Source organism: Ruegeria sp. HKCCA5763 (assembly GCF_013034545.1).
GTDB lineage: Bacteria > Pseudomonadota > Alphaproteobacteria > Rhodobacterales > Rhodobacteraceae > Ruegeria.
This window is the reverse complement of record NZ_WQGF01000001.1, coordinates 493,253-505,843: the sequence shown is the minus strand read 5'-3', so window position 1 is coordinate 505,843 and position 12,591 is coordinate 493,253. Positions and strand designations below refer to the sequence as shown.

Here is a 12,591-nt window from a genome sequence, read left to right as displayed (position 1 = left end):
TTGCCGTGATATGGTATATCACACGTCGTGATGCCAACTCCTGACTTGCCCCCGCGGACAAACTTGCATAAGTACCACGCGATACACGCCACGCTGTACAGGACCACCATGGAAAACGTCGTTCTCATCATCCACCTTCTGTTGGCCTTGGGCCTGATTGCCGTTGTTCTGATGCAGCGGTCCGAAGGCGGTGGCCTTGGTATGGGTGGCGGTGGTGGTGGCGCCATGACGGGCCGCGCAGCGGCAACCGCGCTGGGCAAGCTGACCTGGATTCTGGCCGCTTGCTTTATCGTGACCTCGATCACACTGACCATTCTGGCTGCACAGAAATCCTCGGGCAGCTCAGTGATTGATCGTCTGGGCGTTCCGGCCCCGGCTTCCACCGAAGAAAGCACTCCGGCGATTCCGTCGGCAGATGATCTTCTGCCACCGGCACAGGGCGACAACGCGCCACTGATCCCGCAAGCGGACTGATCCACAAAACCTAGAAACCTAAAAGAGGACTGCAACAGCATCTTGCGGTTCTCTTGCGCTTTTGACGCGAATCCTTTATACGTGAAGTCCCGTGATGCAGCGGTTTTTCGGAACCGTCGGGCAGCTGATTTTGACGTCTCACGGGAGCAGCCGAAAAACTATGGCGCGTTTTATTTTCATCACTGGTGGTGTGGTTTCGTCCTTGGGCAAAGGACTGGCTTCGGCGGCTTTGGGATCGCTGTTGCAGGCGCGAGGGTACTCCGTTCGCCTGCGCAAGCTTGACCCCTATCTGAACGTCGACCCAGGCACGATGTCCCCGTTTGAGCATGGCGAGGTTTTTGTCACCGACGATGGTGCCGAAACCGATCTGGACCTTGGACATTATGAACGTTTCACCGGCGTAGCAGCGCGGAAAACCGACTCGGTAAGCTCGGGGCGCATTTATTCGAATGTGCTCGAGAAAGAGCGCCGTGGCGATTACCTGGGCAAAACAATTCAGGTGATCCCGCACGTCACCAATGAGATCAAAGATTTCATCGCAATTGGCGAAGATGAAGTCGATTTCATGCTGTGTGAGATCGGCGGCACCGTCGGCGACATCGAGGGCCTGCCCTTTTTTGAAGCCATCCGTCAGTTCAGCCAGGACAAGCCGCGCGGCCAGTGTATCTTTATGCACCTCACACTGCTTCCCTACATCAAAGCGTCTGGTGAGTTGAAAACCAAGCCGACTCAGCACTCGGTGAAAGAGCTGCGCTCGATTGGTCTGGCACCCGATATTCTGGTCTGCCGCTCTGAAGGCCCGATCCCGACCAAGGAACGCGAGAAACTGGCGCTGTTCTGTAACGTCCGCCCTGACAGCGTGATTGCGGCGCAAGACCTGAGCACCATCTATGATGCACCGCTGGCCTATCACCGGGAAGGTCTGGATCAGGCGGTTCTGGACGCGTTCCAGATCAGCCCTGCCCCGAAACCCGATCTGGCTAAATGGGAAGACGTTAGTGACCGCATCCACAATGCCGAAGGCGAAGTCAAAGTTGCCATCGTCGGCAAATACACTCAGCTCGAGGATGCCTATAAGTCGATTGCTGAGGCTCTGACCCATGGTGGCATGGCCAACCGGGTCAAGGTGAAAATCGAGTGGGTCGATGCCGAGGTATTCGACACAGAAGACGCAGCACCGCATCTGGAAGGCTTCCACGCGATCCTCGTACCCGGCGGATTTGGCGAACGCGGCACCGAAGGCAAGATCAAGGCTGCTCAGTATGCGCGCGAACACAAGGTCCCCTATCTGGGCATTTGTTTGGGCATGCAGATGGCGGTGATCGAAGCGGCACGGAATGCTGCTGGCATCACCGAGGCGGGTTCAGAGGAGTTCGACCACGAGGCCGGAAAAAAACGTTTCGAGCCAGTTGTTTACCACCTGAAAGAATGGGTGCAGGGCAACCACAAGGTTGAACGCAAGGTCGGCGACGACAAAGGCGGCACCATGCGCTTGGGCGCTTATAACGCGGTTCTCGCCGAAGGATCCAAGGTTGCCGGTGTCTATGGCAGCACCCAGATCGAGGAACGCCACCGTCACCGCTATGAGGTCGACATCAAGTATCGCGAACAACTTGAGAAAGCCGGTTTGAACTTTTCAGGCATGTCGCCGGACGGTCGTTTGCCCGAAATCGTGGAATGGTCGGACCACCCTTGGTTCATCGGCGTTCAGTACCACCCGGAACTGAAGTCCAAGCCTTTTGACCCGCACCCGCTGTTCCGCGATTTTGTGCGCGCTGCAAAAGACACCTCGCGTCTGGTGTAATCCCCCGCTGTGTCGGTCTGTCACCCCCACGTTGTTTTGTGGGGGCTGACCTCTTAACTGTATGAGGATGCGAAGTTTCTGCTTCGTGCCTTGGATACAGTTCAGAGATTCAGGAGATTTCCGATGAGCAACGCAACAACCATCACCAACCTCCAACAAGCACTGCATATGGAACTGACAGCGGCGCATCAGTATCAGCTGCACGCCCATGTGCTAGAAGATTGGGGCCTCGACATTCTCGCCGAAAAGATGCGCGGTGAGATGCAAGAGGAGATTGGGCATTCTGACGCCTTCATCGAGCGAATTCTGTTCCTTGGTGGCGTTCCTGAACTTGAGTTTCAGAAAACTCCGGCGGCCGCGGGTTCTTTGGAAGAGATGTTCGCTGCGGATCTGAAGGATGAAACCGAGGCCGTTGATTTCTACACCAAAGCCGCGCTGCAGGCTGCCGAGGTCGGGGATGTCGGCTCGCGTACTCTGTTCGAACGTATCCTTCTGGAAGAAGAAGGTCACAAAGACTGGTTGGACACTCAATTGAACCTGCTGAAGCGTTTGGGTGAGGCGAATTTCAGCGCGAAATTCGTATCTGGCGCGTCAGAGCAAGCCTAACGGTTTTGACCAACCTATCAGACGGCACAGGTATTTGACGGATCTGCACAGCGCCTGTGTCGTCACTTCAAAGTGACGTGTGGGATGGAAAAAACTCTATTCCAGTCCTCTTCAACTGACTAACTGTTGCACAGACCACAACAGGAGAGTTCCGATGACCGATCAGATCCAGGACGCTAAAACCTTCACCAGCCTTCACAAAAAAGGCGATCCGGTCATCCTTTTCAACATCTGGGACGCAGGCAGCGCAGGCTCAGTTCGGGATGCGGGCGCACAGGCCATTGCGACCGGAAGCGCACCGGTTGCCATGGCTCAAGGGTTCAGTGACGGGCAGAACATCCCCCTTGAGGCTGCTTTGGATAATGCCCGCCGCATTGTCTCAGCCGTCGATCTGCCGGTGACGCTGGACTTTGAAGGAGCCTATGCGGAAACTTTGCAGGGGGTCGCGGAAAACGTGAAACGTGCGCTGGAATGCGGCGTAGTCGGGTTCAACTTCGAAGATCAGGTCATCGGTGGCGAGGGCCTTTATGACATGGCGGTTCAGGCCAAGCGTGTTGAAGCCATGCGCAAAGCCTGTGAAAGTGCAGGCATCCCCGCGTATGTCAACGCGCGCACCGATCTCTTCCTCAAGACACCGGCTGACACGCATGACCAGGCTATGCTGCAGGATGCCATTGCGCGGGCCGCGGCCTATGAAACGGCGGGCGCCAGTGGATTTTTCGCGCCGGGCCTGAAAGACGAAACAATGATTGGCCAGCTTTGCGAGGCGACCAACCTGCCCGTCAATATCATTGCCCTGCCCGGCACACCTGAAACGTCCAAACTGGCCGAATTGGGCGTGGCGCGTGTCAGCTATGGGCCGGTGCCCTACCGTCAGATGATCACGTGGCTGACCGAGCAGGCGCAGGCCGCTTTGAACTATCAGGGCTAACCGCGCCCAATTCGGTAGTATTGCCTTCCGAAGTAGTTTTCTTCACCTTACGGTTGAACACTGCAAGCTGTGGATACCGGCTCTGAGGGACACGCGATCAATCGGCAATCTTGTGACCATTCTGACCTATGGCAGGTAGTCTTCGCTTGGCGGACCACAAAATATGGAATAACCTGACTTTATGTTGAAAAAATTCTTTCAGGCGCTCAGGCCGCCTCAACATGAACACCTGCCCGACCCGGATGCCGAGCTTGCCCTGGGCGCGCTCATGGTGCGTGTGGCGCAGGCGGATCGGGATTACAAACTGGAAGAGATCAGCCTGATCGACAAGATTTTAGCCCGTCTTTACCAGCATAATGCGATCGAGGCGGCAAAAGTTCGGGCAACTTGCGAAAAGCTTCATGCCGCTGCGCCCGAAACCGACACTTTTGGTAAGCTGATCCGGGAGACGACGGACCTGAAAGAGCGTCTGGCCGCGCTCGATGCTTTGTGGGAAGTTGTTTTGGCCGATGGCAGCACAGATGAAGGCGAGATGAAGATCGTCGAAGAAGCCCGTGTCGCCATGGGTTTGAGCTTTAATGACAGCAAGGCCGCACGCGAACGCGTACAAAGCCGCTTGGATGTGAGTTAGGCGCTCGCTATATCTAGCCCATGTTCAGCGACTTTCTTTCCAGGCTCACGCAGCCTCAACCCGACCCGCTTGTTGACGACGACGCCCGCCTTGCATTGACCGCCTTGCTGGTGCGTCTGGCCCGTTCCGACAACGACTATTCCGATTCCGAGATGGCGCGCATCGACCGTATTTCTGCGGAACGCTATGGCTTGTCTCCGTTCGAAAGCGCCGCACTGCGCGCGCAGGCCGAGGATTTGGAGGCCGAAGCCCCCGACACGGTCCGCTTTACCCGTGCCATCAAAGAGGCTGTCGCCTATGAGGACCGGCTGGCCGTGGTCCAGGCCCTGTGGTCCGTAGCGCTTGCTGACGGTCATCGCACTGGCGAAGAAGACTCTCTGCTGCGTCTCGTGGTCAGCCTGTTGGGTGTAAGCGACGTGGATTCGGCCTTGGCGCGCCAAAGGGCTGCAAAATCGTGATCGCAATGCTTGGCATGTATGACATGCCTGCGCTTCAAGCTGCCAATGACCGGTTCTGGACCTTGATCCGCAATCATCTGGGTTATGGCCCAGATCACCTGACCAGAGATCAGGACATGTGGGGGGTCTGGCAAGATCCGAATCTGATTCTGGCTCAGACATGCGGAATGCCGTACCGGACCCGACTGCATGGTCATGTGCAATTGGTTGGAACGCCAGATTATGGCCTGCCAGATTGCCCGGCTGGCCATTACAACTCGGTTTTTGTCAAACGTCGGGATGATACCCGCGACCTCACAGATCTGACACAAGGTACCTTTGCCTATAACGAGGCTGTGTCTCAGTCCGGTTGGGCGGCCCCAATCACGCATTTGGCACAGTTGAACCTGCGCCCCGCCGCAGTTTTGGAGACGGGCGGGCACGCGCTTTCTGCGCAAGCCGTGGCCGAGGGGAAAGCAGACTTTGCAGCTTTGGATGCGCTGACATGGCATCTGCTGCAGGAATACACCGACCAGAATGACCGCCTGCAAGAGGTGACGAGGACCGTGCCAACCCCAACTTTGCCCTACATTACCGCACAAGGGCAAAACGCTGCGCAAATCGCGCTTGCCGTGCGCGCAGCCATTGAAGGTCTAGAGGACACGGATCGGCAACAACTGTCCCTGAGGGGCCTAGTGGACATTCAGGCTTCGGATTACCTGGCTGTTCCCAACCCTCCGACCCCAAACGCCTTACTTTCGAACAGCTGACCAAATTGTCGAACGCATTTAGTCATTTTGGGCGTTTGAGGTCTTGATTCTGTCATTTGCGCATTGCATTGACCTATTTTTTCGGTCCTAGTACCGCACCAACACCACCAACCACTGGACTGCCCGTGACAGAAACCGCTCCCGTCATCGAAATCAAAAACCTTCACAAAAGCTTCGGTAATCTCGAGGTGTTGAAGGGGGTGGATATTACAGCTCATCGTGGCGACGTAGTTTCGCTGATCGGCTCATCGGGATCGGGAAAATCAACGCTCCTGCGCTGCTGCAACCTTTTGGAAGACAGCCAGCAGGGAGAGATTCTGTTCAAGGGCGAACCTGTCAAATGGTCCGGTGAAGGCCATGCGCGTCGCCCTGCCGACCCCAAACAAGTCATGCGCATTCGCACAAACCTGTCGATGGTTTTTCAGCAGTTTAATCTGTGGGCGCATATGACCATCCTGCAAAACGTGATGGAGGCCCCCGTGACCGTTCTGGGCCGTGACCGGGCCGAAGTGGAAGACAGTGCGCGCAAATATCTGGAAAAGGTCGGCATCGGAGATAAATGCGACGTCTACCCCGCCCAGTTGTCCGGCGGTCAGCAACAGCGTGCCGCCATTGCGCGTGGTCTGTGTATGGAACCCGAAGCGCTGCTGTTTGACGAACCGACCTCGGCACTGGACCCCGAGCTTGAACAAGAGGTCATCAAGGTGATCAAGGATCTGGCCGCCGAAGGGCGTACCATGATCATCGTGACCCATGACATGAAAATGGCTGCCGACATCTCAAGCCACGTGGTGTTTCTGCACCAAGGTCTGATCGAGGAAGAAGGCACGCCCGAAGATATCTTTACGTCACCCGAATCCGAACGGCTTCGGGGCTTTCTCTCCGCCACTCAGGCGGCTTAACTTCAAATACAGAACCAAACTGGGGAGTAACCAATGAAAAAACTGATTCTGTCCACCGCAGCACTGGCGCTGACTGCCGGTATCGCCATGGCCGACACCGTCCGCATGGGCACCGAGGGCGCCTACCCTCCGTATAACTTCATCAACGACGCCGGTGAGATCGACGGTTTCGAGCGTGAGGTTGGCGACGAGCTGTGCAAACGCGCAAACCTGGAGTGTGAGTGGGTTAAGAACGATTGGGATTCGATCATTCCAAACCTGGTGTCGGGCAACTACGACACTATCATCGCCGGCATGTCGATCACCGACGAACGTGACGAGGTCATCGATTTCACCCAGAACTACTTCCCGCCTGCGGCTTCGGCCTATGTCGGTGCAGCGGAAGGCGTTGATGTTGCCGGCGGTATCGTCGCCGCGCAAACCGCAACTATTCAGGCCGGTCACGTAGCCGAATCCGGCGCGACGTTGGTTGAATTCGCAACCCCGGAAGAAACGATCGCAGCCGTGCGTAACGGTGAAGCCGATGCGGTCTTTGCTGACAAGGACTTTCTGGTGCCGATCGTCGAAGAATCGGGCGGTGAGCTGGTTTTCGTAGGCGATGATGTCCCGCTGGGCGGCGGTATTGGCCTAGGCATCCGTGAATCGGATGGCGAACTGCGTGGCAAGTTCGACGAAGCGATCACGTCGATGAAAGCAGACGGTTCGCTGAACGAACTGATCGTCAAGTGGTTCGGCGAAGGCGTTCCAACTTACAACGCTGACGGTTCGGTCGTTACAAACTAATCCGTATCAAGCGGTTCGGCGTGCCAGTCGCGCCGAACCTCGCCCGACAGCAACGCGGGCACGACGTTCGAAAGACGCTACATGTTTTCCTACTGCGCTGATCCAGACACGCTCGGAACATTCCGTTGGTTTTCTTGTTACCTGACCAACGGTGTCCACTGGTCCTTCTACCTGTCTTTCCTGAAGGTATTGGGATTGCTGGCCGTGACCGCGCCTGTTGCGTTGGCGTTTGGCTTTATGGGCGCAATGGCAGCCCGTTCTCATTTCCCACCACTAAGCTGGCTGGGAAAAGGGTACATCGCCATTGTGCGCGGCGTCCCCGACATCGCATTCTTCCTGTTTTTTGTTATTGCCCTGGATCAGGCGTTCGAATGGACGCGGCATAAAATCCTGTGCCCCGAATGGACCGACCCGATCCGTCAGGGAAATGATTTCATCGTGTGTCAGGCGGCCAAGCTGCCATTGGGGACTGCGCCGGAATGGGTGCACGAAACCTATGGGTTCTTTCTGGCCATCATCACTTTCTCAATCGTTTTCGGAGCCTTCGCCGCAAACGTTCTGTTCGGCGGCATGCGGGCGGTACCGCACGCACAGCTGGAAACAGCCGAAGCTTATGGCATGACCCGTCGCCAGACCTTCTGGCGCATCCTGGTACCACAAATGTGGGTCTACGCCCTGCCCGGCCTGTCGAACCTATGGATGGTTCTGATCAAGGCGACGCCGCTTCTGTTCCTGCTGGGGATCGAGGATATCGTCTATTGGGCGCGCGAGCTTGGTGGCACCAAAACCTCCAGATTCACCCAGTACCCGCACGGAGACTGGCGGATGTGGTACTTCCTGTTCCTGCTCATCTTCTATCTGGGTATGACCCGCGTATCCGAGATTGGATTGGAAAAACTGATGCGCAAGCTGTCGCACGGACAGGCCACCTCGGGCGGTGAACTGCTACGCAAGGAGACCACGGCATGAGCTGCTTGCAGACCATTCAGGACTATGGCCTCCGTTCTCTTGGCATTGGCGAGCGTCTGCTGCCCAAGAACGATTTCACCCTGTGCGAGCAGTTTACACTGATCGGGTCAGGTATGATCTGGAATGTGTATTTCGGGATCATGGCACTGGCCACCGGGTTCTTTCTGGCCACCGCCCTGGCCGTCGGCAAAGCCTCGACAAACAAGTGGCTACGCAAACCTTCGGAATGGTTCATCTTCCTGTTCCGCGGTTCGCCCTTGTTTATCCAGTTCTTCTTTGCCTATTTCTTCTTACTATCGCTGAAGAAATCCTACCCGATGTTTGATGCCTTCACCTCAGCCTGGTTGGGGGCGCTGATCGTGCTGTTCCTGAACACCGCTGCCTATTCGGGCGAGATTTTCTATGGTGCGCTCAGATCCATTCCCAAAGGCGATATCGAGGCTGCTGATGCTTATGGCATGACAGGTTGGGCTCGCTTCCGCCGGATCGTCTGGCCCACCATGCTGCGCCTGGCATGGCCGGCTTACACGAACGAGGCGATCTTTCTGTTCCACGCAACGACCCTTGTTTTCTTCTCGGCCTTCCCAGCCTGGCAACAACGCGGAGACGCGCTGTATTACGCCAGCTACTTTGCCGACAAGACGTTTAATCCATTCGTTCCCTATCCGATCCTGGCCTTCTATTTCATCTTGCTGACACTGGTAATCGTCTGGGGGTTTGGCGTGATCAACAAGCGCTTGAACCGACATCTTCCAGCTGCCAGGCAAACCAAGATGCGTTTCAAACTGAACCTCGCGCGCTGATCTTCAGCGCGCGCATCGCATCAACTTTCAAAGCCATTCGAATGGCGCAACGCGTGCAGTCGCGTGAAAAACAAACCTGTTTTGAGAGAAGTGGTACCGCCTCCCTGGCTTGAACAGGGGACCTCTGGATCCACAAGCGACAAGCTCTCGTCATTTTTTATTTTATTTTCAATAACTTATGTAAGAAATTTCTCTGCTTTATTCAGCATTTATTCACGGCAGTCTCTACATATTGTGGCATTGTCAGGCATACTGACATACATGTTGATCAATGATCCCCCAAATCGATGTGGACGATCGCCGCGTGGTGGTCTGCGAGGTCTCGGACCATCGGAAAGACGACACGGAATACTTCAAGGCTCTGCACGACCACATTCGCGGCGACGGCGCAGCGCACTTTCTGCAAAAAATGCTCGACCGCGACGTTTCCGGATTCAACCCAATGGCAGAGCGTGTGATCACGGAAGCGACCGTGGAACAGCGCGCTAGGTCACTCACGGGGCCGCAGCGGTGGTGGGCCAGCAGCGTCGAAGACGGCGAGCTACCCAAAGAATTGGTGCTGGCATCGTTCTCGGAAGCAAACAGCGAAGTTGACCCAATCGAAACGGGCTGGGAGGGGCGCACATTCACGGTTTCTAGGCAGAATGTTCGCGAGGTTTACGAGGAATGTGCGCGCGGTCACGGCAATGAGCGATACGACATTCCATATGGAAAGGCCTTCTGGAACCAACTTCGTGCCTGTGGTGCATTCGAATTGGAGGTTTCTGCATCCAACACTGACCGACAGGTGATTATCGGTGATTTGCCGAGCCAAAAAAGAGCGTTAGCCAATTTTCTCAGGGGCGCTGTGCGCGATTAGAAAACAACAAAGGCAGAAAAGTCAGAAAAGTATTGAATTCTCTTACGGGGAAATGAACGTACTAAAACACACACGCATTTCCCCGTGTGAGAAACCTGAAGTTTTCTTTGTTCTGCAGCCTTTCGGTATCGCGCGCGCCCGTGGACGCGCCGCGCGCAGTTTGGGGCCGTGTCAAGAACCGTCGTGAGCGACGCAGGCAAACGGCGCATTCCCGCGAAACCACAAACCAATGGCGATCGAGATACACAAAGAGATAGACTTGGTACCAGCATTCAATGAGGCTTCGTCGATCGAAAGGTAGGCGTCGGGGTGGGTTTTGTCAGGCCGGGCATAACCCCGAAAATACCCCCCCATCCCGACAAAAACACGGGGGCGAGTGGAGCTTGGCACCGCCACAGCCCGTCACCCCTTCCCCAAAAATTTTTCGATTTTCTAAGAAACGCTACGGCTGCCTTCCGAACACCGCCCACGATCCTTTTTTCGATTTTTCCCGAATACAAAACTTCAGACAGCGGCAGGCTGGTCGCTCATCCGTATCCGTTTTGAGCTAGATGCGGACGTTCGCTGAAAAGTCATGAACGACCACTATGGGGACAAATACGCGGGCTGAATGCGTGGTGTGGCGACCACTCGCCAGCAACGCATTCACTTCACCCTTCCGATTGCCCAATAAGTCAGCAAATGCACGAGTGTTCTAGGTTCAAACTCATTCCCGCAACTCAAGTAGGAGGTGCTTACGACACACAAACCGCGTCGACCTGGTGTTTTCACGCTCTGCCCGACTCCAGCCCAATCGCTTCGACCAAACTTCGAAAAACGGATCAGATCAAACAGACCTTTTCGGCCAGTTCGTCAATCAGTACGCGTTGGTTTTCACTGTAATCAACAGGAAGATCGATCAGGTGTACGCCACCTACTGCGAACGCTTGCTCAAAGGTGGGTACCAGATCCTCGGTTCGCTCCACCCGGTGGCCGGTCGCGCCATAGCTTCTGGCATATTGCACAAAATCAGGGTTGTTAAACTCCAGCCCCCAATCTTCAAACCCGGCGTGAGATTGCTTCCACCGGATCATCCCATACGAGCTGTCGTTCAGAATGGTCACAACCAGACTGAGGCCTTGGCGAACGGCCGTTTCAACCTCCTGACTATTCATCATAAATCCGCCGTCTCCACAAATCGCCATCACACGACGGTCAGGATAGAGCTTGGCTGCCATCATAGCTGAGGGTAGGCCGGCTCCCATTGTGGCCAGTGCATTATCCAGTAAAACGGTATTAGGTTGGTAAGCCTGATAATTGCGGGCATACCAAATTTTATAAATGCCGTTGTCCAACGCAATGATATCGCTGTCGCGCATGACCTTACGCGTGTCAGCCACAAATCGCTGTGGGATTACCGGGAACCGCGGATCATCTGCGCCTTCGGAGATGTGCACATCGGTTTCCTGTTTGACCCGCTCAAAGTAGCTGCGGTCAAAATCCAGTGGGCCACCAAGCTTTTTCCCCAGTCGTTCGATGGATTGCGCAAGATCGCCGACAACCTCGACCTGCGGGAAATAAACCTGGTCAACTTGCGCGGCCTTGTAGTTCACATGGATCACCTTGGTCCCGCCTTCTTTCATGAAGAATGGCGGTTTTTCCACGACGTCGTGACCCACATTGATAATCAGATCAGCGCGTTCGATCGCGCAGTGCAGATAGTCCCCATCGGATAAGGCTGCCGTTCCCAAAAACAGATCAGACCGCTCGTCGACCACGCCTTTACCCATCTGAGTGTCAAAGAAAGGAATCTGCGTGTCATTCACAAACTTACTAAGTGCGCTGCGAGCATGCTTTCGGTTGGCTCCCGCCCCCAACAAAAGCAAAGGCATTTCAGCCGAGCGGATCATCTCGGCCGCCTCATTCAGCACCGTGTCACCAGCCACGGCGTAGTAGCGCGGATGGGGTTGCAGGACCGGATCGGTGGTATCTTCGGCCGCTATATCCTCGGGAAGTTCCAATAGAACGGCGCCAGGACGCTCCTCTTGCGCGACACGAAACGCTTCGCGGATTAACGATGGGATGGTGTTGCCGTGAACAATCTGCTTGGACATCTTGCAAATCGGGTCGAACAAACCCACCACATCAATGATTTGAAACTGGCCCTGTTTCGATTTCTTGATCGGCTTTTGGCCCGTGATCATGACCAACGGCATCCCACCCAGATGCGCGTAAGCTGCAGGCGTCGCAAAGTTCGTGGCACCAGGCCCAAGTGTCGCCATGCATACCCCAGCTTTACCCGTCAAACGCCCATAAGTCGCCGCCATGAATGCCGCTCCTTGTTCGTGGCGAGTAAGAACAAGTTCAATTTTGGACCTTCTCAAAGACTCCAGCACGTCAAGGTTTTCCTCGCCCGGGACAGCGAAAACATACTCAACACCTTCAGCCTTTAGCGCTGCGACCAGCAAATCCGAGGCTTTGGTAAAGGAGGTTGCGGTTTGGTCAAAAGCGGACATGTGCTCTCCTAATATCACAGTGGATCCGTTGGTCAGGCCTGAGATGCAGGTGAAAATCTATTCCTTCCCAATTAGGGTCGGTTCGCTCGGTTTTCGCCGGTTTGCGGCTACTGGAAATCAAAAAACA

The 12,591-nt window shown here is 55.5% G+C and carries 13 protein-coding genes; 12 read left to right on the top strand and 1 reads right to left on the bottom strand.

Translation table 11 applies throughout. The features are described from left to right. Nucleotides 1–108 precede the first annotated feature (108 nt). The 12 genes from secG (at nt 109) to GOV89_RS02455 (ending at nt 9,969) form a co-directional block, all read left to right on the top strand. Nucleotides 109–474 carry a preprotein translocase subunit SecG gene (gene secG, locus GOV89_RS02510; protein WP_171174800.1) on the top strand — a complete coding sequence of 122 codons (366 nt, stop codon included), beginning with the start codon at nt 109–111 and terminating at the stop codon, nt 472–474. 160 nt (nt 475–634) lie between these two features. Next, on the top strand, nt 635–2,278 hold the full coding sequence (locus GOV89_RS02505; RefSeq protein ID WP_171089286.1) for a CTP synthase: 1,644 nt from the start codon (nt 635–637) through the stop codon (nt 2,276–2,278). Nucleotides 2,279–2,401: 123 nt separating this feature from the next. Continuing rightward, nucleotides 2,402–2,884, top strand: coding sequence for a bacterioferritin (locus tag GOV89_RS02500; RefSeq protein ID WP_171174805.1), 483 nt, complete (start codon nt 2,402–2,404; stop codon nt 2,882–2,884). A 154-nt stretch (nt 2,885–3,038) separates the two neighbouring features. Then, complete coding sequence (locus tag GOV89_RS02495; protein WP_171237359.1) at nt 3,039–3,815, top strand: isocitrate lyase/phosphoenolpyruvate mutase family protein; 777 nt, start codon at nt 3,039–3,041, stop codon at nt 3,813–3,815. 181 nt (nt 3,816–3,996) lie between these two features. Beyond that, entirely contained in the window at nt 3,997–4,446 is a 450-nt protein-coding gene (locus tag GOV89_RS02490) for a TerB family tellurite resistance protein (RefSeq protein ID WP_171174809.1), read from the top strand. Nucleotides 4,447–4,466: 20 nt separating this feature from the next. After that, nucleotides 4,467–4,904, top strand: coding sequence for a TerB family tellurite resistance protein (locus tag GOV89_RS02485; RefSeq protein ID WP_171234005.1), 438 nt, complete (start codon nt 4,467–4,469; stop codon nt 4,902–4,904). After that, the gene (locus GOV89_RS02480; protein WP_171174814.1) at nt 4,901–5,653 is read left to right on the top strand and encodes a PhnD/SsuA/transferrin family substrate-binding protein; all 753 of its coding nucleotides are present in this window, start codon (nt 4,901–4,903) and stop codon (nt 5,651–5,653) included. The genes GOV89_RS02485 and GOV89_RS02480 overlap by 4 nt, the downstream gene beginning before the upstream one ends. 125 nt (nt 5,654–5,778) lie before the next feature. Continuing rightward, nucleotides 5,779–6,555: an ATP-binding cassette domain-containing protein gene (locus tag GOV89_RS02475; RefSeq protein WP_171174816.1), complete on the top strand. Its 777-nt coding sequence runs from the start codon at nt 5,779–5,781 to the stop codon at nt 6,553–6,555. A gap of 33 nt (nt 6,556–6,588) precedes the next feature. After that, nucleotides 6,589–7,338, top strand: coding sequence for a transporter substrate-binding domain-containing protein (locus tag GOV89_RS02470; protein ID WP_171174818.1), 750 nt, complete (start codon nt 6,589–6,591; stop codon nt 7,336–7,338). 81 nt (nt 7,339–7,419) lie between these two features. Then, nucleotides 7,420–8,307, top strand: a complete 888-nt coding sequence (locus GOV89_RS02465) for an ABC transporter permease (protein WP_171237358.1) — start codon at nt 7,420–7,422, stop codon at nt 8,305–8,307. Then, nucleotides 8,304–9,110, top strand: coding sequence for an ABC transporter permease (locus tag GOV89_RS02460; RefSeq protein WP_171237357.1), 807 nt, complete (start codon nt 8,304–8,306; stop codon nt 9,108–9,110). Before GOV89_RS02465 ends, GOV89_RS02460 begins: the two co-directional genes overlap by 4 nt. Before the next feature lie 271 nt (nt 9,111–9,381). Next, nucleotides 9,382–9,969, top strand: a complete 588-nt coding sequence (locus tag GOV89_RS02455) for a hypothetical protein (protein WP_171237356.1) — start codon at nt 9,382–9,384, stop codon at nt 9,967–9,969. Between the two features lie 821 nt (nt 9,970–10,790). Here the strand turns inward: GOV89_RS02455 and GOV89_RS02450 are convergent. Beyond that, nucleotides 10,791–12,464: an acetolactate synthase large subunit gene (locus GOV89_RS02450; RefSeq protein WP_170549177.1), complete on the bottom strand. Its 1,674-nt coding sequence runs from the start codon at nt 12,462–12,464 to the stop codon at nt 10,791–10,793. Between the last annotated feature and the right edge of the window lie 127 nt (nt 12,465–12,591).